Here is a 21,122-nt window from a genome sequence, read left to right as displayed (position 1 = left end):
GAGGGCTGGCGCCGGGCGATGGACATCTCCGCCTTCTCCTTTGTCGACGCCGGCAAGCGCGCCTCCCACCTGATGCCCAATGGCGGCTCAATGGTGACGCTGACCTATCTCGGCTCCGAACGCGTCGTCCCGTCCTACAATGTGATGGGTGTCGCCAAGGCAGCCCTGGAAGCCTCGACCCGCTATATGGCTCGCGACCTGGGCCCCAGGGACATCCGCGTCAACGCGCTCTCGGCCGGCCCGATGCGCACCCTCGCCATGGCCGGCATTTCCGGCGGCAAGGCCCTGATGCGCACCGGCCGCGAATGGTCGATGATGAAGCAGGACACCAAGATGGAAGGCGTCGCCGGCGCCGCCCTCTACCTGCTCAGCGATCTCGGCTTCTCCTGCACGGGTGAAACGCTGCATGTGGATGCAGGCTTCCACGCGGTGGCGGTGCCGAGCATGGATGATGACGACTGATAGACGCGACCGCGTCTAGACAAAAAAGGCCCCGCCGGAATGATCCGGCGGGGCCTTTTCGTTGGGCGAGCGTGCCGCTCGAGAGGTCTACTCCGCTTCTGCGCCTGCCTCACCCCCACCCATCGGATCCTCCACCGGCATCACCCAGCGATCCAGCCAGTCGATGCTCTCGGCCAGCACATGCAGGATGCTTTCGCGGCCGCGATAGCCGTGGCTTTCATAGGGGAGCATGACCAGGCGGGCGGTGCCGGCATTGCCCTTGACGGCCGCGAACATGCGTTCGGACTGCATCGGATAGGTGCCGGAATTATTGTCCATCTGGCCGTGGATCAGGAGCATGGGCTCGTTGATCTGGTCGGCATGCATGAAGGGCGAGAGCTCGAAATAGGTCTCCGGTGCGGCCCAGAAGGTGCGGCGCTCGGACTGGAAGCCGAAGGGCGTCAGGGTTCGGTTATAGGCGCCCGAGCGCGCGATCCCGGCCCGGAAGACGTCGGACGCGGCGAGAAGGTGGGCCGTCATGAAAGCGCCATAGGAGTGGCCGGCAATCGCCAGACGCTCGCCATCACCAAAGCCCATCTCCACCGTCACGTCGCGGGCCGCTTCGGCCGACAGGACAAGCTGCTCGATGAAGCTGTCATTCACCGTCTCGGGATCATCGCCGACGATCGGCATGGTCGCGTTTTCCAGCAGGGCATAGCCCTGGGTGACCAGGAAGCGCGGGCTGGTGCCGGCAACGCGGGTGAACTCATAGGGCGAGCCCGAAACCTGACCGGCCGTCGAGGTGTCGTTGTATTCCAGCGGATAGCCCCAGACGAGGACGGGCAATGTGTCACCTTCCTCGTAGCCGGCCGGCAGGTAGAGCGTCGCCGAGAGCGGCACGCCATCCGCGCGTTCATAGGTGATCAGCTCGCGGCTGATCTCGTTGAGCTGCGGATGCGGGTTCTCGAACTGCGTGATCTGGACCGTGTCCTCACCGTCCCGGTGCCAACGCACATTTGGCGGCGTGACCGGGTCTTCCCAGCTGGTCAGGAAGGCCGAGCCGTCCGGCGCGGTGAGACCGATGATCTCCTCGTAATTCTCGCCGCTATTGCGCCAGATCTCGGTGGTCTCGAACGTGTCGAGGCTGACCCGGTTGAGGAAGGGACGGTCACCCTCGGGGGTGGCCCCGTCACCGGCCATATACATATAGCCGTCATGGACGCCGACGACGCTGCGGCCGAATTCATTGCGCACGCTCAGGGCGCTGCCCGGATTGGCGTACCTGTCCTGGTAACTGCGTTCCTCGGCGAGGCGCGGCTCCGCGGTCGGGTCGGCGAAATCAACCAGCCAGCGGCGAATGATGCGGGTATCGCGATCATATTCCATGGCGAAGCCGAGCTGGCCTTCCGTGGTGAACTCGGTGCCGTAATAGCGGTCCTCGGTGCGCAGGATCTCCACCGGCTCGCCGTCAAACGGTGCCTCGAGGGCCCAGACACTGTCGCGCTGGTCAGTCTCGACCCGCGGATCGCCGCCATCAAGCGCTTCGGCCCAGGTCAGGCGGGCCGCATGGCTGGCCTGCCAGTTGACCGAACGGCGACCGGTGACCACACCACCGATCGGCACATTGTCGGCCAGCGGCTGGCGGGCAATCGTCGCCACCTCATCCCCGTCCATATCGACGACGAAAACGCGGTCCGGGAAGCTCGACCAGGGCACCTGGTAGGAGAAGGGCTCTTCCATCTCGCCGATCAGGACATAGTTCCCGCCCGGAGCCGGTTCGGCGGAGTAGTAGAGGCCCGGCTCGCCGATCTCGCGAACGCGCGTGCGACCGGTCGTGTTGACGAGGGCGAGCTGGCTCGAGGCGAGCCAGGCAAACAGCGCGGCGTCATGATCATCGGTCAGCAGGTCCTGATAGGTCCGCACCGGCGCTTCATAGCCACTGGCCTCCTGGGTCACCGGTCCGACCGGCACGCGCGGACGCTCCGGCATGGCGCCGCGATCCGGATCCACCAGGCTGACCAGAATGTGTTCGCCGTCCGGCATCCATTCAAGCGGCGAGAAAACCGCGTTGATCCCGCTGCGCACCAGCTGGCGGGCACGCGCGCTTTCGACATCGACGACCCACAGGCCGAGCTGGTCATTGCGGGTCATGACAAAGGCGATCTGCGACCCGTCCGGCGACCAGCTGGTGCTGGAAAGGCCCGCATCGGCGGGCAGATCGACCCGGCGTTCCTCACCGCTGTCCAGGTCCATCAGCGAGAAGCCGACCACCGAACGCGGGCCGTGGCGGCCGTTCAGACTTGCATCAAGCCGCAGACCCGCGAGCCGCTCCATCGGCCGGGCCAGCTCAGCGACCGGCGGCAAGGCCTCGCGATGCATCAACAGGAGCGTGTCACGCGCCGGTGAAAGCGAGGTCCAGGGCGAAGGTGCTGCATCAACGATGTCGATGATTTCCTGCGGCGGCAGGCGGTAGGGTTCCTGGGCCTCGATCGGCGCCGCCCACAGGGCTGAGCCAGCAACCAGCCCCAATCCGCATTTCATCATTGATTTCAGCATGCCCGGCTCCCCGCATTGAATGGTTGCCGGGAAAGATAGGCGGCTTGCCCCCGGTTTCGCCTAAAGTTTCTGTAATGTTGGTTCGCTCCGCCTGGCCGGGGCCACCGCCGGCGCCAGGGCCTTCATGCCCATGACCAGACGCACGACCGGGACATGGCGGAGAATTTCGAAGCCGATGATGCAGCCGCCAAAGGTCGACACGGTCACAATCGCGAATTCTGTCCATACCCCGAAGCCGGCATCGCGGATCGCAAAACCGACCATGACGATGATCGTCTGGTGCAGGATGTACCAAGGGAAGACCGCCGCCGTCAGATAGCGACGGACCGGACCGTCGCGGTCGAGCCAGCGGCGGGCCGCGCCGACCAGGGTGAGGATGATCGTCCACATGAAGACAATGCGGGCAATCCGGGCAATCCCGGCGACAACCGCGTTCGCGAACGATACCTCGAGATGGGTATAGGCCCAGAACAGGTAGGCCAGAAGCATGGCCGTGATCGCGCCGGCAACAGGCGAGGCCCGGTCGACCGCCCGCCAGACACCTTCATTCCTGGCCATGAAATAGCCGATCAGGACCATGGTCAGGGAATTGGCATGGTTGGCCCAGTCATTGATCAGATCATGTGTGGTCGGATATTGCTCGGCAAGCGCAAAGCGGACCAGCAGGAAGGGCAGGGGCGGCAGCACGATCAGGGCCGCCACGCCGTACCAGCTTCCCCCGGCGGCCTGCCCCGTCGACCGACACGCCCGACTGTCCGCAAGCCGCCGCAGCCATGGCAGGACCGGGGCCAGCAGCAGCGAATAGACAAGGAGATAAACGACATACCAGAGATGATTCCAGGTCGGCGTATGGATCGACCAGGGGCCGCCCCAATCGCCGGCATACTGCTGATAGAAGTCCCACCAGCCCGGCTCGATGACGCCGGCGATCCGCAGCTCGGAATAGGATTGCGGCGCGACGATCACATACATGCCGAACAGGATCACCGGGAAGAGTCGCCAGAACCGGTCCGCCGCAAACCGTAAGCTGCCGAGCCTGTCGGACAGGAAGCGGATCGCGATGCCGGATATCAGGAAGAGTAGCGGCAGGCGCCAGGGGCTGGACAGCCACATGAAGGGCTCCATCGCATCGTTGGCGTTAAGGCTCTTGGCGTGCCAGCCCTCCGTGTTGAAGAACATGCCCGTGTGATAGAAAATCAAAAGGATGAAGACACCGATGCGCAGCCAGTCGAGCCCGTATTGGCGACCGGGTCCGGGCGATGCGGCGGTTGGGGATTGTGCGGTCATGTTGGCGCTCCTTCTTGCCCACCGCCTTGCCTGAATGAAGCGGATCGCGCCATTTCCGCGGGGCCAGTGGCAAGTCGCCGGGACCAGCGGCTGCGGACCGGGGGCAAGCGGCGGCGAGCAGGGATGAGCGGCTGATCGGGTACTTGCCGACGGCGCGCGGCTGGGCGAGCATCGCGGCATGAGCGACACCCTGCCTTCCGATCACAGCCGCGCCCGCCAGGCCGAACGGCGCGCCTTGTGGCTGGCCTGCCAGTTTGCCTGGCTGAGCCTGATTGCCTTCTGGGTGATCGCCTCGATGTCGATCGACACGGAATTCGTCCGTGACGGGCGGACCGGACCGCCTTTCTTTGCCTGGGTGACGGAAGGGTCCAGCATCATCATGACGGCGATCATGGTGCCCGGCATCATGTGGCTGGGCCTGCGTGCGCCGCTGGAGCCGGGGCGCTGGCTGAATTCCCTGCCCTGGCACGCCGCCGGCTTCCTCGCCTATACGGGTCTGCACGTGCTGGGCATGGTGCTGATCCGGGAAGGTGTGTGGGCCTTTGGCTATGGCTGTGACTATGAATTCTTCCACGACGCGCCCTGGCGGGAGATTGTCTACGAAGCCCGCAAGGATATCGGCACCTATGCCGGCTATCAGATCATCATCGCGGTCTCTCTGGCGCTGCAGATGCGGCGGCTGGAAGTCGAGTTTGCCCGCGCCGAGGCACGGCGGTCACACCGGCTGACCCTGAAATGCGGCGGCCGCACCCTGCGCATCGCGGCAGACGAGTTCCGGGCCGCCCAGGCGGCCGGAAACTATGTCGAGATCCGGCTGGCCGGCGGTGAACACCTGGCCCGCTCAACGCTCACCGAGCTGCAAAAACAACTCGCCGAGGCCGGGATTGATGCGGTGCGGGTGCACCGCTCCTGGCTGGTCAATCGCGAGGCGATCCGCGAAATCATCCCCACCGGCGAGGGCGATGTCGCCATCACCCTGGACACCGGCTCGCAAATCCCCGGCAGCCGCCGTTATCGCGACAGGCTCGAAGCGGCCTGAGCCCGCGCGGCGAACCGGAACAGGGCCGCGGACGCTGCAAAGAGCGCCGCGAAGACCAGGGTCGCGGCGATGATGTCCATCGGCCAGGCTGGCCCGCTCGAGCCAAGGCCGGCTATCAAGGCAACAAGTCCGATCAGGACCTGTCCGACCGCAATGAGCGCAAAGGTAACGCCCAGGCCCGACGCACGGAGGCGCGTTGTCATGGCGCCGGCCAAGGCCAGGAACGGCAAGGCAAGATAGGCCAGATTGGCATCATCATCGGAGCCGCCAATGATGCCCACAGCTCCAACGCTCCAGACCAGCAGGAAGAACGTCACGAGCGCGAGCCCGCCGGCCAGGCGTGCGGCCCAGTGCCGCTGGGTTTTCAGAACCAGGACGCTGCCGAGCAGCAGGCAAGCCAGCATGCCGCCCGCGAAAACATAATCGAAAAGCGTCCAGTCCATGTCGTGCCTCCAGCGCCGGGCGATCGCCTTCGAGCCTAGCCGCTGCCGAAGGCGGCCGTACAGGCCGGCCAAAGAAAAACCCCGCCAGCTTGCGCCGGCGGGGTCTTCTGATCGTTTCGATGGATCGGAAGGCGCTTATTCAGCGTCTTCCTCTTCCTTCTTGATCTCTTCGCCGGTTTCCTGGTCGACGACTTTCATCGACAGGCGAACCTTGCCGCGGTCGTCGAAGCCGAGAAGTTTCACATAAACTTCCTGACCCTCAGACACCACGTCGTTCGGATGGTTCACGCGCTCAGCCTTGAGCTGGGACACGTGGACGAGACCGTCCTTGGGACCGAAGAAGTTCACGAAGGCACCAAAGTCCATGACCTTGACGACCTTGCCCTTGTAGACCTTGCCTTCTTCCGGCTCGGCCGTGAGGCCGTGGATCCAGTCGAGGGCAGCCTTGATCGAAGCGCCGTCCGAAGACGAGACCTTGATCACGCCGTCATCATTGACGTCGACCTTGGCACCGGTGGTTTCCACGATCTCGCGGATCACCTTGCCGCCCGAACCGATCACGTCGCGGATCTTGTCGGTCGGAATGGTGATGGTCTCGATGCGAGGTGCAAATTCACCCAGCTCGGTGCGGGCTTCGCCCAGCGCCTTGCCCATTTCTTCGAGGATATGCAGACGACCGCCATTGGCCTGGGCCAGGGCTGTCTTCATGATCTCCTCGTCGATGCCGGCGATCTTGATGTCCATCTGCAGCGAGGTGACACCCTCGGTGGTACCCGCCACCTTGAAGTCCATATCGCCGAGATGATCCTCGTCACCCAGGATGTCGGAGAGAACGGCAACGCCTTCCGGATCCTTGATCAGGCCCATGGCAATGCCGGAGACCGGACGGGTGATCGGCACGCCGGCGTCCATCATGGACAGCGAGGCACCGCAGACCGTGGCCATCGAGGACGAGCCGTTCGACTCGGTGATCTCGGAGACCAGGCGGATCGTGTAGGGGAAGTCTTCCTTGCTCGGAAGGACCGCTTTCACCGCACGCCAGGCCAGCTTGCCGTGGCCGATTTCCCGACGCCCCGGAGCAAGACGGAAAGACGTCTCACCGACCGAGTAGGGCGGGAAGTTGTAGTGCAGCATGAAGCGTTCTTTGTAGGTTCCCGTCAGGGCATCGATGAATTGCTCATCTTCGCCCGTACCCAGGGTCGCAACGACCAGGGCCTGGGTTTCCCCACGCGTGAACAGCGCCGAACCATGTGTACGCGGCAGAATGCCGGCCTCGGACACGATCGGGCGAACCTGATCGAGCGCGCGGCCGTCAATGCGCTTGCCGGTCTTGATGATGCCACCGCGAACGATGGAGCTCTCGACCGCCTTCATGACATCCTTGAGCACCGTCATTTCGATGCCATCAGGATTGTCTTCGCTCTGCAGCAGGGCCGCGACAGCCTTGTCCTTCGCGACACCGACCGCCTTGTAGCGCTCGGTCTTGTCAACGATGGTGTAGGCTTGGGCGAGATCGTCCCCGATCAGCTCGCGAACCTTGGCTTCTTCGGCGGAATGATCTTCCGGCTCGTAGTCCCAAGGCTCCTTGGCCGCGCGTTCGGCCAGCTTGATGATCATGTCGATCACCGGCTGGAAAGCGGCATGACCGGCCATGACAGCGCCAAGCATGACGTCCTCGGAAAGCTCCTTGGCTTCCGATTCCACCATCATGACCGCGTCCTGCGTACCGGCGACGACGAGATCGAGCTCGCTGTCATCCATTTCGTCGCAAGGCGGGTTGATGATGTATTCGCCGTCCTTGTAACCGACGCGAGCCGCGCCGATCGGACCCATGAAGGGCAGACCGGACAGGACCAGAGCCGCAGAGGCACCGATCATGCCGACAATGTCGGGATCGTTTTCAAGGTCGTGCGACAGGACCGTGAGCATCACCTGGACTTCGTTCTTGAAGCCCTTGACGAACAGCGGACGGATCGGGCGGTCGATGAGGCGCGAGGTCAGCGTCTCCTTGTCCGTCGGACGGCCTTCACGCTTGAAGAAGCCGCCGGGGATCTTGCCCGCCGCGAAGTATTTTTCCTGGTAATTGACCGTCAGCGGGAAGAAATCGACTCCCGGCTTGGCCTGTTTGACGCCGACGGCAGTGGCGAGAACGGTGGTCTCGCCATAGGACACCATGACGGCGCCGTTGGCTTGGCGGGCGACCCGCCCGGTTTCGATGGTGAGTGGGCGACCCGCCCACTCAATCGTTTCTTTCTGGATATCGAACATATCGTCTTTCGTACGGATGGCGTCGCGGATCAGCGGCGCAGACCCAGTTTCTCGATCAAAGCCTGGTAACGGGCCACGTCCTTGTTCTTGACGTAGTCGAGAAGCCGGCGGCGCTGGGAGACCATCTTAAGAAGGCCGCGACGCGAGTGGTTGTCCTTCTTGTGGGTCTTGAAGTGCTCGGTAAGGTTGGCAATCCGGGTTGTCAGAATGGCCACTTGCACTTCCGGCGATCCCGTGTCGGCTTTGCCACGGGCATGTTCAGCGATCAGCGCGGATTTGCGCTCTTGCGTAATCGACATCGGGTTCTCCTAAACTCGTTATGTCGACCTCCTGATGTCAGGAGGTGAGGTTGAAAACACGCGATGGCTGGAACTTTCCCGCCCTCGCGTCTCCAAGCGCCACTGCCACGCCGTCGCAAAGGGCCAAAGCGGTAAAGGTGCAGTCCTTGCCCGCGATTTCGCGGGGTCGGCGCTGCGCCTTCAGCTCTTGCGCTTGACGCGGGAGCAGGACGATTGGACGTCCTAGCTTCAACTGGAAGGATTCCTCATCGGTAATGGCCAGTGCCGGGATGTCGTCCAGCGCGGTCTGAACCGGGAGCAGAGCTTCCGAAGCGGCGCCCTTATGGGCCATTTCTTCCAAAACGTCCAGCCTTGTGGATTCCGCTTCAGTGAATTGGCCAACCCGGTTCCGGCGCAAGGCGGCGACATGCCCTTCCGTGCCCAGGGCAAAGGCAATGTCGCGCGCCAGCGACCGGACGTAAGCGCCTTTGCCACAATGCATTTCCAGCACTGCCAAGTCACGGTCGGTACAGTCCAGAAGGCGGAGATCATCAATGCGAACGGTGCGCGCCTGAAGCTGTACATCTTCGCCGCTCCGGGCGAGATCATAGGCGCGCTCGCCATCGACCTTGATCGCCGAGTAGGCGGGCGGCACCTGCTGGATGTCGCCGATGAAGTCCGGCAGCACCGCTTCAATCGCCGCGCGGTCGGGACGGACATCGCTGGTGGCGACGATCTCGCCTTCACGATCGAGCGTATCGGTGCGCTCGCCCCATTTGATGGTGAAGCGATAGGTCTTCGAACCTTCAACAGCGAAGGGCACGGTCTTGGTCGCCTCGCCGAGCGCGATCGGCAGAATGCCGGTGGCGAGCGGGTCGAGCGTCCCGGCATGACCGGCCTTCTTTGCGTTGAAGAGGCGCCGGACCGCGGAAACAGCCTGGGTCGAGGAAATATCAAGCGGTTTGTCGAGGATCACCCAGCCGTGGATGTCCTCGCCCTTGCGGCGTCGCGCCATGTCAGTCTCCTTCTGGCGCCGGGGATCGGACCCGGATCGCGGGAGGGGCGGACCTAACGGATCGGGCGCCGCGAGGCAAGGGGCGACGGCTTGCTGCGCGCGCCGGAACACCATACTCCTCAGTCAATTCCCAGGGAGTTGCGTCATGATCCGGACCGTCTTTGCCAGCCTTGTCCTGCTTGGGCATGCCGCCAGCCTGACCCCGGCGCACGCGCAGCCCGGCGCGGCGGCACCCGGTTTGTTCACCCTCGAGGACCGTATCCGCGACTGGGTCGCGCCGCTGGTAGAAACCCGGGACTTCTCTGGCGTGATCATGCTCCGGTATGGCGATGCAGAACCGGTCGCCCTCACATTTGGTTATGCCGACTGGGTCAGTGGCGACCCGATGACAGCCCGGGCCCGTTTTCCTGCCGGTTCGATCAGCAAGGGCCTGACCGCCGCCATGGTCAGGCGGCTGATCGGGGAAGGTCGCATGGCGCCCGGTGACCCGATCAATCGCTACATCCCGGAGCTGACCGGCTATGACCAGGTCCGAATTGCCGACATTCTCGCCCACACGGCCGGCCTTCCGCGTGATATTGCCCCGGGCACCCTCGCCGATGATCGCAGCAACACGCTCGTCGCCTGGCTGGCGCGACAGCCCGCGCCGGGTCCCGGTCCGCATGCCTATGCCTATTCCAATCTCGGCTATGGCCTGCTCGCAGTCGCGGTGGAGCGGGCGGCAAATGCCCGGTTCGAGACCCTGATTGCCGCTGAATTCCTCGTCCCGCTCGACATGCAGGCAAGCCGGATTGTCCGCCTTGGAGCGCCCATGGGTGCCGCTGTCCCGCGAGGATTTGCAGCCGGGCCGCTGCCCCTCGACCTCCGCGCGCCGATGCCAGACAGCCCGGCACTCGGCGCCTCCGGCCTTGTGGCACCGGTCGGCGACCTGTTGCGGCTCGCCGATGCCGTCCGGACACGGCGAGTGGACCTGTTCGAGCCGGATGGTCGCATGGCAGGTGGCTGGCAGGTTGAGCAGCTTGCCGGCGAAACCATCTACACGGTCCAGGGGTCGGTGCCGGGCTATAGTGCCGGCATCTCGATCCTTCCCGGGCGCGACATCACGCTCGCCTACGGGACCAATATCGAGTCCTATTCGAATTGGGAGCTGCGCGATGTCTTGCATGCGCTCGCGCTCGGCCTGGCCCTTGAACCGGCCGCGACACGACCGGCAACCGACCGCCTGACCAGCGCCCATCTCGAGGCCGCAGGCGCCTATTCCGGAAGCCCCTACGGACCTGTCGTCATCGAGCAGACCGAGAGCGGGCTCGACCTGGTCCTGACCGAGCGTGACTGGCGCTTCTATCTGACTCCGACCGGACCCGACGCCCTCAATTGGCGCCTGTTCAATGCCGATTTCAGCTATGAGCGGGACGCCGCCGGCCGCGTGTCCGCGATCGCCGTCAACCAGCGCGGCCTGACCGGCCCGGCGACCGGTTGGCGTCTGGAGCGAGCGGACCTTCCGCCGCTACCGACACCGACCCCAGGAATGGACTTTGAAAACTAGTCGCCGACTTGCCGACGAATGAAGTCGACCTGCCGGGTATAAAAGTCGGACGGGCGGCCTGGCCAACGCCGCGGTGACGCCTCTGAGCTCGCATGGCGCATGGAATGCGTGACGCCGGCATACAGGTGCGTTTCGACCGGCAATCCCTCCGCCGCCAAGGCTTCGAAAATCTCGGTCGAACGATCCCATGGCTGCTCCTCATCCGCGTCGCCCATCAGCGAAAGGAAGGGAATGCGGGTCGCGCGCAGAACCGGCACGGGGTCGAAATCGAGAATACCCGCATACCAGGCGATCCATGCCGGTGACAGATCGGCCGTCCCGTATTCTCCAAGCAGGGAAGCCGCGAACCAGGGCTCATTCTCGACCGCGGACCGCGCGCGCTCGAACGCGCTGAAATCGCCCCCCGCGCGGATGCCAGAATTCCAGGTGTCGAGGATCGACGAGGCCCTGGACTGGACGTCCGCACCATAGCCGGCCTGCCGAAGAGATCGAACGCTGCCCCAATGCCCCTCTTCGCCCGGCGTTGTCGCCGGACCGGCAATCGAGATCACAAATGCGGTGTCTTCACGCAGGGCTGCGGCAACCGGCCCGATCCAGCCCCCCTGGCTATACCCGACAAAACCGATCTGGTCCGGCCTCAGTCCCGTTTCAAGCGCCAGCCGGTCGGCGACGGCGACGGCGTCACGGGCCAGATCGTCGAAATCAGCCTGCAGCCAGTCGCCTTCGGACTCCCCGACACCGCGCTTGTCATACATGGCGGAGGCAATGCCGGCTTCGGCGAACATTTGTGAGTGAAAACGGGTCGCGTCTCTCGGCTGGGCACCGGAACCGTGCACAAACACAACGCCGGCGATCGGCGCTTCATTGGTCGGCGAAATGATCGATACTCCGAGCGCTCCGGCGGGCCCTTCGACGATCAGACGGCTTTCTGCCTGCTCTGGCGCTGCCCCAAGATGCTCCAGCTCCAGCCGGGCTGGGCCCACGGGCCGGCTTTCGGTCCACTCACCGGTCAGGCGACCGCGCTCCGTGGAGACCAGCGTTAGCGTTTGCGGACCGGAGTCCGACGGAATCGTCACCGTGACCCCGTGCTCCGTGATGAGAACCTCGCTCGCCGGCCATCCGACAACGCCGAGATCCAGCAGATCGACCGACCCGGCCCACCCACTGCCCGCCTCGGACAGGGTTATTCTGATACGAGTGGTTTCCTGGCCGATACTCGCCGTACCGAGCCACTGACCTGCGGGCGGCTCTTGTTGACCTCGGGCAGGACAGGTCGCAACGAGGACCACGACCAGCAGGGCAAGCATGTTTCGGAACATCAGAACGAACTTTCACTCGGGCAGGCGACCTGCCGGCCGGCTGGCCAATGGACACGACTCCAACATGGCATGATCTCGCACCTGTCGCGAGGCTAGCTGTCGTCCCCGTCCTCGGCATCAAGATCCCGCTTTACCTGCGGCCGGTTCAGCAAGTCATCGACATGGCTGGCAGTATCGAAAGAGTTGTCCGGGTGAAAGTGAAGCTCCGGCGTGAACTTCATCTCGATCTCGCGACCGAGGCGCCCGCGCAGGAAACCGGCGCACCGGTTCAGGCCCGCGGCGAGCTTGGCCGAGTCGCCACGCCCAAGCGGTGCGACATAGACTTTCGCGACGCGCAGGTCCGGGCTGGGCCGGACCTCCGTCACGGAGATCAATTGCCCGTCCAGATCAGGATCGCGCAACTCTTCACGCGTGAGAATGGCCACGAGCGCATGGCGCACGAGCTCCCCGGCGCGCAATTGGCGCTGGCTTGGACCTTTCGGCGATTGGTTATTGCGGCGGGCCATGCGTGTCTCCATCCCGGCGGAAGCGAGGCGCGCGGGTTTACGCTCCTTGCCGGGCGGATGCAAGGGTCACCGCCGGCCCGCATTCGTCCCTCACCTTCCGCCGCTCGTCACATTGAACACGTCCGGACCTTTACCGGCCCGCTCCGGTCAGCGCTAGTCGCTGCAACGAACGCCGCCTGGCCGGCGCCAAACACAAGCAGAGTACCCACGTGATTATCAACCGACCTTCCTTTGCCTGCCTCCTCGCGGCCGGCCTGCTGTCTGTCGCACCTGCCGGCTGGAGCCAGCCGGCGGAATCCTCGCCGCGCAGCGTCGCCGAGGCCTGGCTCGAAGCCTATGCGAGCCAGGATTTCGAGCAGATGTCCGCGCTCATGTCCGAGGACACCGTCTTTGTTGACCCCACCTCCTTTGCGATCGACGCGGTGACGGACCGGATCGAGTGGCGCGGCCCCGAGGCCATCATCGCCGGGGTTTCTGCCTGGGGCATGGATCACGGCGTCTACACGATTGACCGGACCTATGAAGCGTCTGGCCAGGTCGTCTTCAGCGGCCATGTGGACGTGGTGTACGGCGAGGGCGATAGCGCGCAGACCTTCCGCTATCCGATCACGACAATCATCTCGGTCGTCGATAGTCAGGTCGCCGAACACCGCGACTACACCGATTTCAACGGCGCCTCGCGCGTGCCGACCCCACACTGAGAACCGGGCGGATAACCGCCCTTTGGAATGGTCTGCGCCGGGTGTGTGCCCCCGGCGCAGACCGGGCCGGCGCCCTTGGGAGTAACTGCCCGAGCCAAATCCCCGGGTCGCCGGCCTGACCCTTAAACCGTGATGAAGGACAACACGATGACACGTTTTCCTGCCCTCGCCGGTTTCACCGCCGTGCTGACGCTGATGGCGGCACCGGCGCTTCACGCGCAGGGCGACGCCAATGCCAGCGCCGAAACCATAGCCCTCACCTATATGAGCCACTATTCCGATGTCGACTGGGACGCGATGGAAGCCCTGCTCGCCGAGGACGTGGTCTTTCGCGACCCCACGGCAGAAAGCCCGGAGCTCGGTGCCGCAGGCATTGCCGGCAACGGGCGCGATGCCATGATGAGCCTTCTGCGCGCGTTCAGTGAGACCTATCACCCGATCGAACTCGGATTTGAATGGGATAAGGTGTTCACGTCGAACAGCCGGGTTGTCTTCGTCGGCCACGTCAATGCGCTCTACCCGGCGCAGGAGGAAGGCCAGGTCTTTCGCTGGCGTTCCGAGCAGGTGACCGTGATCACGGTCCGCGACGGGCTGGTTGTCGAGCATCAGGATTTCGCGAATTACGTCTCACCCGAACAAGGCCTCATCGACGTTCAGACGGGCCACTGACCGGACCACCGAGCGGGCGCAGACCGCGCCTCTGCGCGCCGCGATAGAGGACAAAAAAGGGCGGCCCCGGCGGGGCCGCCCTGTCTCGTTCCGGTTCAAGCCCGTGATCAGGCTTCCAGCTTGCGCGCCACTTCGATCACTTCGAAGCACTCGATCTGGTCGCCCTTCTGCAGGTCTTCATAACGTTCGAACGCCATGCCGCACTCGGTGCCCGACTTGACCTCGGGCACTTCATCCTTGAACCGCTTGAGCGTCTTGAGCTTGCCTTCGTGCAGGACCGTGTCGTCGCGCAGCAGGCGAACGCCGCAGCCGCGCTTGACAGTGCCTTCGGTAACCCGGCACCCGGCAACCTTGCCCGTCTTGGTGATGTTGAAGACTTCCAGGATCTCGGCGTAACCGATGAAGTTCTCGCGCTTCTCCGGCGCCAGCATGCCTTCCATCGTGTTCCGCACATCATCGATCACATCATAGATCACCGAATAATAGCGGATCTCGACATGTTCACGTTCGGCCAGCGCGCGCGCCTGCTTGTTGGCGCGAACGTTGAAGGCGAACACCGGTGCGCCGGAGGACTTGGCGAGCAGGACATCGCTTTCATTGACACCGCCGGGAGCCGCGTGAACCACGCGGGCACGGACCTCGTCATTGCCGATGCTTTCAAGCGACTGCTTGATGGCTTCGGCCGAGCCCTGCACGTCTGCCTTGATCAGCAGCGGCATTTCCTGGGTCGCGTCCTGCTTCAGGCGCGCCATCATCTGCTCGAGCGAGGCGCCCGCAGACGAGGAGGCACCGGAGGCCTCACGTTCCTTGCGCTGGCGGTAGTCCGCGATCTCGCGCGCGCGGGACTCGCTGTCGACGACGGCGAAGACCTCACCCGGATCGGGCGCGCCGGCGAGACCCAGGATCTCGACCGGGACCGAGGGACCGGCTTCGTCGAGCTGTTGGCCGCGCTCATTGACCAGGGCACGCACGCGGCCCCACTGCGCGCCGGCGACGAGGATGTCACCACGCTTGAGCGTACCACGGCGGACCAGCAGCGTCGCCACCGGACCCCGACCCTTGTCGACCTGGCTTTCGATGACAATGCCTTCGGCACTGCGCTCGGGATTGGCCTTCAGGTCCAGCAGTTCGGCCTGCAGGTTGATGGCTTCGGTCAGCTCGTCGAGCCCGTCGCCGGTCTTCGCCGAGACATTGACCGACTGGACCTCACCGGACATCGCCTCGACGACGACCTCGTGCTGCAGCAGGTCGGTCAGGACCTTTTGCGGGTTGGCCTCATGCTTGTCGCACTTGTTGACCGCCACGATGATCGGCGTGCCAGCGGCCTTGGCGTGATTGATCGCCTCAATGGTCTGCGGCTTCACAGAGTCATCGGCGGCCACGACCAGGATCACGATATCGGTCGCCATCGCGCCGCGCGAACGCATGGCCGAGAAGGCCGCGTGGCCCGGCGTGTCGAGGAAGGTGATTTTCTCGCCACCCTTGAGCTGTACCTGATAGGCACCGATATGCTGCGTGATGCCACCGGCTTCGCCCGATGCCGTATCGGTTGAGCGCAGGGCGTCGAGCAGGGACGTCTTGCCGTGGTCGACATGACCCATGACGGCGATAACCGGTGCGCGCGGCACCTTCGCCTCATCGGCATCATCATCAGCAATGAAGCCTTCCTCGACATCGGCCTCGGAGACACGCTTCACGATGTGGCCGAAATCCTCGACCACAAGTTCGGCGGTGTCGGCGTCGAGCACGTCATTCACGCGGACCATCTGGCCCTGCTTCATCAGGTATTTGATGACATCGACCGAACGTTCCGCCATCCGGTTGGCCAAATCGGCCACCGTGATGGCTTCGGGCACGACGACTTCACGTTCAATCTTGTCTCGACCGCCGGTCGTATCCTGGCGGCGCTGCTTTTCGCGTTCACGGGCCCGGCGTACCGAGGCGAGCGAGCGCTGACGCTCTTCATCGCCTTCCAGGATATTCTGGATGGTGAGCTTGCCGCGACGGCGATTGTCGGTCTTGGCACGAGCCGGTTGCTGTTTCGCAGCCGGACCGGGGCCGGCAGCCCCGCCCTTGCGCTTGACGCGACCACCAAGGGCCTCCAGCGCGCTGGCCTGGTCATCCATCGGCGTGATGTCGGGCGTATGCTTTTCGTCCTTGGCCGGCGCCCGGCGACGCGGCTCCTCGTCACGCTTGCGCGCTCCGTCCTTGGCAGCCGTGGCTGCTTCGGCCTCGGCTTTCAGGCGGGCTTCGTCCTCGACGGCCTGACGGGCAGCATCCTCGGCCTCGCGGGCTTCACGGGCTTCACGCTCGCGCTGCTCTTCCAGCTGGCGGCGCTCGTCCGCGGCGCGCTGCTGCATCGCAGCGTTCGCCTGCTCTTTCTGGGCTTCGCGATCGGCCGCCTCGGCACGCGCACGGGCAATCGCCCGCTGACGCGAAACCAGCTCCTCCTCGGACAGGCCAAGCTGGCGCGCCTTCGCAGCGAGCGCGGATTCGCCACTCTTGGCGCCTGAACCCGGCTTGCCGCCCGGACCACCATCCTTGGCCGGCGTCGCCACACGCTTGCGCTTCTTCTCCACAACGACCGCCTTGGAGCGGCCGCGCGCAAAGCTTTGCTGCACGGTGCCACCGCCGGAGCGTTTCAGAGAGAGCGGCCGGCGGCCGGAGGAGTTGTTGTCGTCTGCGTCGCTCATACGAGCCTTCCAAATCGGCTTTCGTTCCGCGGGGCCTTCCGGTAGCCGAATGCCGGAAATCCGCACTGTTCAAACCACTGCCCGGCCTGAAGGCTCGCTAAACTAGCCAGCTCAAGGCCGATATCAACCGCTGTCGCGGCAATATCCGCACGTCAGCCTTGCGGGACGAGCGGCCGGAAGCCCGAAAGCTTCCCCATCACGGTCGAAAAGGCGCGCGCCTGCGAGCCTCCCGACATGCTGGCATGGACCACCGGACCGCGACCTGTCGCATCACCGATGGCTTCCGCCGTAAAACATCCTGCGACCGGGACATCGCCCCAGGCCGCGAAGGCCAGCCGGTCCAGCTTGGACCGGCCATCCTCGGCCCCGTCCGACGCTTCGATGCGCCAGGCGGGCTTGGCGGCCTTGAGGGCCAGACGCACCGCGTCATAGCCGACCGCCAGATCACCGGAGCGCCGCGCCAGGCCCAGAAGGCTCAGTGCGCGCTCGACCAGCTGGCCCTCGATGAGGCCCGGCAGGTCTTCCGGCATTTTCACCGGACACCCGAAGGCCCGGTTGAAGGCGGATTTCTTTACCGCCTTCTCGATAAGGGCTCGCTCCGCACTCACCCAGGCACCACGGCCGGGCAGTTTGGCAGCGAGATCAGGAACCAGCTGGTCACCCGGCCCGAGGGCCATCCGGATGAGGTCCGCCTCTTCACGGACCTCTCCAGTGGCAACGCAGCGCCGTTCCCTCGACTGGCTGGCCCGGGGGCTAGTCAGCCTTCACCTCCCCGTCGTCTTCCGGCATCTCGGCGTCGAGGTCGAGGCCAAGGGCCTCGGCTTCCGCTTCAAGCGCTGCCAGATCCATGCTTGCCACGTCAAACGCTCCGGCCGCTTCGTCGACTTCTTCTTCGACGACTTCCGGCTGCGGCAGGTCCTCTTCCGAGATCCAGCCGGCCGCAACACGCGCCCGCATGATCATCATCTCGGCGTCCTCGGAGGAGAGATTGAACTCTTCCAGTATGCCCGGCTCGCGAACCCGCTCGCCATTCTTGGTCTCGAACCAGCCACGCAGGTCGTCGGTAACCAGGCCAGCGAGGTCGTCAACGGTCTTGACGTCGTTCTCACCCAGCTTGACGGCCATGGCGAGCTCGACGCCCGGCACTTCCAGAACGGCATCCTCGACACCGAGTTCCTGGCGCTTGGCGTCCTGCTCGGCAGCGAGGCGGTCGAGATAATCACGGGCGCGCGCCTGGATTTCTTCGGCCGTATCTTCGTCGAAGCCTTCGATCGCAGCGATTTCGCCGAGATCGACATAGGCCAGATCCTCGACATCGGTGAAGCCTTCCGTTGCCAGAAGTTGGGCAATCACTTCGTCAACATCAAGGGCTGCGATGAAGAGCTGGGTCCGCTCGGCGAATTCCTTCTGCCGGCGCTCGGACTCTTCTTCCTCGGTCAGGATGTCGATCGACCAGCCGGTCAGCTGGGAGGCAAGACGGACATTCTGGCCGCGACGGCCGATGGCGAGCGAGAGCTGCTCGTCCGGCACCACGACTTCGATCCGCTGGTCTTCCTCGTCGAGCACGACCTTGGCGACTTCGGCCGGCTGCAGGGCATTGACGATGAAGGTCGCCGGATCATCCGACCACGGGATGATGTCGATTTTCTCGCCAGCCAGCTCGGAAACTACGGCCTGGACGCGCGAACCGCGCATACCGACACAGGCACCAACCGGATCGATCGAGCTGTCATTGGAGATGACGGCGATCTTGGCGCGCGAACCCGGGTCGCGGGCAACCGACGGAATTTCGATGATGCCTTCATAGACTTCCGGCACTTCCTGCGCGAACAGGGCAGCCATGAAGTCCGGATGGGCGCGCGACAGGAAAATCTGCGGACCGCGAACCTCTTCGCGTACATCGTAGATATAGGCGCGCACGCGCTCATTGTTCTGCAGGTTCTCGCGCGGAATGCCGTCGGCGCGGCGGATGATCGCCTCGGCGCGGCCGAGATCGATGATCACATTGCCGTACTCGACTCGCTTGACGATGCCGGAGATGATCTCGCCGACACGATCCTTGTATTCCTCGAACTGGCGCTGGCGCTCGGCTTCACGGACCTTCTGCGTGATGACCTGCTTGGCGGTCTGCGAGGCGACGCGGCCAAATTCGATCGGCGGCAGCTCGTCGGAGAAGACGGTGCCGATCTCGGCGGTCTTGTCGATCTTCTTCGCATCGGCGAGCGTCAGCTCCTGGCTGTCATTCTCGACCTCTTCCACAACCGTCATGTTGCGGGTCAGCGACAGCTCGCCCGTTTTCGGATCGATCTTGGCTCGAATGTCATTCTCGGCCCCGTAACGGGAGCGCGCGGCCTTCTGGATTGCTTCCTCGATGGCCTCGATCACGATCGATTCATCGATGGACTTCTCCGCCGCGACCGCACGGGCGATCTGCAGCAGTTCCAGCCGGTTGGCACTGACACCAATGCTCATCGGGTGATCCCCGTTGCGTTGAAAAGCGACATCATTCGTCTCCTTCAGTCGTCGCGGCGCCGCGGCCCCGCGCTTTCAAATCCGCCTCAATCAAGGCGTCTGTCAAAACCAGTTTGGCCTCGATGATCCAGTCAAACGGGATCATCGTGGTGTCCTCCTCGCCGTCCATGTCGAGCCCGACATGGCCATCCTCGACGCCGGCCAGGATGCCGCGAAAACGCTTGCGCCCTTCCGCCAGGCGATCCAGCTCGATCTTCGCTTCATTGCCTTCCCAGCGCTCAAAATGCGCGAGCGTGGTCAGCGGGCGATCAATGCCGGGAGAGGATACTTCCAAGTCATATTCGCCGGAGACAGGATCCTCGACCTCAAACACCTCGGACAGGCCACGCGACAAACGCGCACAATCCTCGACCTCGATACCGCTGCCATCGGTTCGGTCAGCCATGATCTGAAGTCGCGGGCGCTTGCCCGACATGATCCGCACGCGCACGATCTCAAGCGCGAGCTCGGAAGCCACCGGCTCGGCGAGGGCGAGGATGCGGTCATCCTGAGGCGATTTTGTCTTCAAGGCGCGGGCCCCGGTCTGCAGAAACAAAAAGAGCGGCCGCCGAAAGCGACCGCTCGATAGCATCATCCGATGCAATCGAACTTGTAATAGCCGCCTTATACGCCCTGTGTCGCGCGATTGCAAGACGGGTGAGTCTGTCAGACGCGAAGGAAATCCATGAAGACCGGGGCGCAATCGCCGAGATTTTTGGTCTCGTAGCGAGTGGTGATGTGATCGGCCGGCGGCTGGGTCCAGTCCGCTGATGTTTCCGCCAGCCAGCGGAAGCGGGTATCGCCGGTGAGCTCGACCATGCAGTGATCCGCATAGGACTTCACATCGGTGGCAATGCGCAGGCGACCACCCGGCTTGAGCAGGCGGGCGAACTGGTCACGGGTATCCGGCTGGACGAAACGGCGCTTGGCATGGCGTTTCTTGTGCCAAGGGTCCGGAAACAACAGGTAGATCCGTTCCAGACAGCCGGTCTGGAAGCGTGGCAGGATTTCGCGGGCATCGGCCCGCGCCATCCGGACATTGTCCAGACCACCGGCTTCAATCGCCGTCAGCGCCTTGGCGACACCATTGAGGAAGGGCTCGATACCGGTGAAACCGGTTTCGGGATGGGCCGCCGCCTGGGCTGCCAGATGCTCACCCCCGCCAAAGCCGATCTCAAGTGCCTGGTTCCGGCACGCCGGCATCAGGACGGCGGGATCGATCAGACCCTCATCGGGCAGGCCGATGCGTGGCAGAAGCTTATCAACCAAGCCTTGCTGGCGGGCGGACAAGGGTTTCCCTTGGGCACGCCCGAACAGGCGGAAGGCAGGCGTTTCAGGCGTCTCGGTTTCCATGGGGCGCCGGTTTAACCGTTTCCGGCGAGGCTTGCACCGGGAAAGTCAGCAGATCAGGACGCGCCGGCGAGATCTTCCGTCGCCAGCGTGCGAACCAGCTGGAGCACGCGCCGGCGGACCTTGCTGTCCTTGATTCGGGAAAAGGACTCCGCCAGCGAGACCCCGTCGGAGCTCTGGATGAAGTCATAGACGATGGGCGTCTGGTCGCCTTCGGCCATGCCGGTTGCATCCGCAGGCTCCGCCAGGCCTTCAAAGAAGAACTGGACCGGCACCTCCAGCACTCGCGAAAGCCGGTAGAGCCGACTGGCGCCGACCCGGTTGGCGCCGCGCTCATACTTCTGGACCTGCTGGAATGTCACGCCGAGTTCGTCACCCAGTTTTTCCTGGCTCATCTTGAGCAATTGCCTGCGCAACCGGATCCGGGAGCCAACATGGATGTCGATCGGATTCGGGCCGCGAGGATTAACCTTCGGCATTTAAAAACCTCACTGGGATCG

At 64.2% G+C, this 21,122-nt stretch carries 19 protein-coding genes; 5 read left to right on the top strand and 14 right to left on the bottom strand.

The window, feature by feature from the left end; translation table 11 throughout:
• Positions 1-462: SDR family oxidoreductase (locus QZZ02_RS09245; protein WP_291843884.1), on the top strand; the 462-nt coding region annotated here is incomplete at its 5' end.
• A gap of 87 nt (positions 463-549) precedes the next feature.
• Here QZZ02_RS09245 and QZZ02_RS09240 read toward each other — a convergent pair.
• Both QZZ02_RS09240 and QZZ02_RS09235 read right to left on the bottom strand, forming a co-directional pair.
• Complete coding sequence (locus tag QZZ02_RS09240) at positions 550-2,997, bottom strand: prolyl oligopeptidase family serine peptidase (protein ID WP_291843883.1); 2,448 nt, start codon at positions 2,995-2,997, stop codon at positions 550-552.
• A 60-nt stretch (positions 2,998-3,057) separates the two neighbouring features.
• Positions 3,058-4,284: an acyltransferase gene (locus tag QZZ02_RS09235; protein ID WP_291843880.1), complete on the bottom strand. Its 1,227-nt coding sequence runs from the start codon at positions 4,282-4,284 to the stop codon at positions 3,058-3,060.
• A 178-nt stretch (positions 4,285-4,462) separates the two neighbouring features.
• On the opposite strand from QZZ02_RS09235, the gene QZZ02_RS09230 reads away from it, so the two are divergent.
• Positions 4,463-5,323: a LytTR family DNA-binding domain-containing protein gene (locus QZZ02_RS09230; protein WP_291843878.1), complete on the top strand. Its 861-nt coding sequence runs from the start codon at positions 4,463-4,465 to the stop codon at positions 5,321-5,323.
• Here the strand turns inward: QZZ02_RS09230 and QZZ02_RS09225 are convergent.
• From QZZ02_RS09225 to truB, 4 genes are all read right to left on the bottom strand, one after another.
• Positions 5,296-5,766 (bottom strand): hypothetical protein, encoded by a 471-nt coding sequence (locus QZZ02_RS09225; RefSeq protein WP_291843876.1) that lies wholly within the window; start codon positions 5,764-5,766, stop codon positions 5,296-5,298. The two genes, QZZ02_RS09230 and QZZ02_RS09225, sit on opposite strands and share 28 nt — an antisense overlap.
• Positions 5,767-5,901: 135 nt before the next feature.
• Complete coding sequence (gene pnp / locus QZZ02_RS09220) at positions 5,902-8,034, bottom strand: polyribonucleotide nucleotidyltransferase (protein ID WP_291843874.1); 2,133 nt, start codon at positions 8,032-8,034, stop codon at positions 5,902-5,904.
• A gap of 29 nt (positions 8,035-8,063) precedes the next feature.
• Complete coding sequence (gene rpsO / locus QZZ02_RS09215; RefSeq protein ID WP_291843872.1) at positions 8,064-8,333, bottom strand: 30S ribosomal protein S15; 270 nt, start codon at positions 8,331-8,333, stop codon at positions 8,064-8,066.
• 37 nt (positions 8,334-8,370) lie between these two features.
• Positions 8,371-9,327 carry a tRNA pseudouridine(55) synthase TruB gene (gene truB, locus QZZ02_RS09210; RefSeq protein WP_291843870.1) on the bottom strand — a complete coding sequence of 319 codons (957 nt, stop codon included), beginning with the start codon at positions 9,325-9,327 and terminating at the stop codon, positions 8,371-8,373.
• Between the two features lie 145 nt (positions 9,328-9,472).
• On the opposite strand from truB, the gene QZZ02_RS09205 reads away from it, so the two are divergent.
• Positions 9,473-10,873 carry a serine hydrolase domain-containing protein gene (locus tag QZZ02_RS09205; RefSeq protein WP_291843868.1) on the top strand — a complete coding sequence of 467 codons (1,401 nt, stop codon included), beginning with the start codon at positions 9,473-9,475 and terminating at the stop codon, positions 10,871-10,873.
• Here QZZ02_RS09205 and QZZ02_RS09200 read toward each other — a convergent pair.
• Positions 10,870-12,192 carry an alpha/beta hydrolase gene (locus tag QZZ02_RS09200; protein ID WP_291843866.1) on the bottom strand — a complete coding sequence of 441 codons (1,323 nt, stop codon included), beginning with the start codon at positions 12,190-12,192 and terminating at the stop codon, positions 10,870-10,872. The two genes, QZZ02_RS09205 and QZZ02_RS09200, sit on opposite strands and share 4 nt — an antisense overlap.
• A 92-nt stretch (positions 12,193-12,284) precedes the next feature.
• Positions 12,285-12,698 (bottom strand): 30S ribosome-binding factor RbfA, encoded by a 414-nt coding sequence (rbfA, locus tag QZZ02_RS09195; protein ID WP_291843864.1) that lies wholly within the window; start codon positions 12,696-12,698, stop codon positions 12,285-12,287.
• 209 nt (positions 12,699-12,907) lie between these two features.
• On the opposite strand from rbfA, the gene QZZ02_RS09190 reads away from it, so the two are divergent.
• Together QZZ02_RS09190 and QZZ02_RS09185 are read left to right on the top strand one after the other, a co-directional pair.
• Positions 12,908-13,399, top strand: a complete 492-nt coding sequence (locus QZZ02_RS09190; RefSeq protein WP_291843861.1) for a nuclear transport factor 2 family protein — start codon at positions 12,908-12,910, stop codon at positions 13,397-13,399.
• Between the two features lie 147 nt (positions 13,400-13,546).
• Positions 13,547-14,068, top strand: coding sequence for a nuclear transport factor 2 family protein (locus tag QZZ02_RS09185; protein ID WP_291843858.1), 522 nt, complete (start codon positions 13,547-13,549; stop codon positions 14,066-14,068).
• Positions 14,069-14,175: 107 nt separating this feature from the next.
• On the opposite strand, the gene infB is transcribed toward QZZ02_RS09185, so the two are convergent.
• The 6 genes from infB to QZZ02_RS09155 all read right to left on the bottom strand — a co-directional run bounded on the left by infB (position 14,176) and on the right by QZZ02_RS09155 (position 21,101).
• A complete protein-coding gene (gene infB / locus QZZ02_RS09180; RefSeq protein WP_291843856.1) occupies positions 14,176-16,761 on the bottom strand; it encodes a translation initiation factor IF-2 in 2,586 nt (861 codons plus the stop codon).
• A gap of 152 nt (positions 16,762-16,913) precedes the next feature.
• Positions 16,914-17,522, bottom strand: coding sequence for an RNA-binding protein (locus QZZ02_RS09175; RefSeq protein ID WP_291843886.1), 609 nt, complete (start codon positions 17,520-17,522; stop codon positions 16,914-16,916).
• Positions 17,515-19,233, bottom strand: a complete 1,719-nt coding sequence (gene nusA / locus QZZ02_RS09170; RefSeq protein WP_291843854.1) for a transcription termination factor NusA — start codon at positions 19,231-19,233, stop codon at positions 17,515-17,517. Before nusA ends, QZZ02_RS09175 begins: the two co-directional genes overlap by 8 nt.
• Before the next feature lie 31 nt (positions 19,234-19,264).
• Entirely contained in the window at positions 19,265-19,801 is a 537-nt protein-coding gene (gene rimP, locus QZZ02_RS09165) for a ribosome maturation factor RimP (RefSeq protein WP_291843852.1), read from the bottom strand.
• Positions 19,802-19,938: 137 nt separating this feature from the next.
• The gene (trmB, locus tag QZZ02_RS09160) at positions 19,939-20,541 is read right to left on the bottom strand and encodes a tRNA (guanosine(46)-N7)-methyltransferase TrmB (RefSeq protein WP_291843850.1); all 603 of its coding nucleotides are present in this window, start codon (positions 20,539-20,541) and stop codon (positions 19,939-19,941) included.
• A 137-nt stretch (positions 20,542-20,678) separates the two neighbouring features.
• On the bottom strand, positions 20,679-21,101 hold the full coding sequence (locus QZZ02_RS09155; protein ID WP_291843848.1) for a helix-turn-helix transcriptional regulator: 423 nt from the start codon (positions 21,099-21,101) through the stop codon (positions 20,679-20,681).
• Positions 21,102-21,122: the final 21 nt, after the last annotated feature.

The organism is Maricaulis sp. (assembly GCF_015665295.1).
GTDB lineage: Bacteria > Pseudomonadota > Alphaproteobacteria > Caulobacterales > Maricaulaceae > Maricaulis.
Note: the sequence above shows the minus strand (reverse complement) of the source record. Positions and strands in the feature narration are given on the sequence as shown.

Coding starts and splice junctions, on each gene's coding strand:
- QZZ02_RS09230 (WP_291843878.1), top strand. CDS start 4,463: ATGAGCGACACCCTGCCTTCCGATCACAGCCGCGCCCGCCAGGCCGAA.
- rbfA (WP_291843864.1), bottom strand. CDS start 12,698: ATGGCCCGCCGCAATAACCAATCGCCGAAAGGTCCAAGCCAGCGCCAA.
- rpsO (WP_291843872.1), bottom strand. CDS start 8,333: ATGTCGATTACGCAAGAGCGCAAATCCGCGCTGATCGCTGAACATGCC.
- QZZ02_RS09235 (WP_291843880.1), bottom strand. CDS start 4,284: ATGACCGCACAATCCCCAACCGCCGCATCGCCCGGACCCGGTCGCCAA.
- QZZ02_RS09225 (WP_291843876.1), bottom strand. CDS start 5,766: ATGGACTGGACGCTTTTCGATTATGTTTTCGCGGGCGGCATGCTGGCT.
- QZZ02_RS09155 (WP_291843848.1), bottom strand. CDS start 21,101: ATGCCGAAGGTTAATCCTCGCGGCCCGAATCCGATCGACATCCATGTT.
- infB (WP_291843856.1), bottom strand. CDS start 16,761: ATGAGCGACGCAGACGACAACAACTCCTCCGGCCGCCGGCCGCTCTCT.
- QZZ02_RS09200 (WP_291843866.1), bottom strand. CDS start 12,192: ATGTTCCGAAACATGCTTGCCCTGCTGGTCGTGGTCCTCGTTGCGACC.
- QZZ02_RS09240 (WP_291843883.1), bottom strand. CDS start 2,997: ATGCTGAAATCAATGATGAAATGCGGATTGGGGCTGGTTGCTGGCTCA.
- truB (WP_291843870.1), bottom strand. CDS start 9,327: ATGGCGCGACGCCGCAAGGGCGAGGACATCCACGGCTGGGTGATCCTC.
- pnp (WP_291843874.1), bottom strand. CDS start 8,034: ATGTTCGATATCCAGAAAGAAACGATTGAGTGGGCGGGTCGCCCACTC.
- nusA (WP_291843854.1), bottom strand. CDS start 19,233: ATGAGCATTGGTGTCAGTGCCAACCGGCTGGAACTGCTGCAGATCGCC.
- QZZ02_RS09185 (WP_291843858.1), top strand. CDS start 13,547: ATGACACGTTTTCCTGCCCTCGCCGGTTTCACCGCCGTGCTGACGCTG.
- QZZ02_RS09205 (WP_291843868.1), top strand. CDS start 9,473: ATGATCCGGACCGTCTTTGCCAGCCTTGTCCTGCTTGGGCATGCCGCC.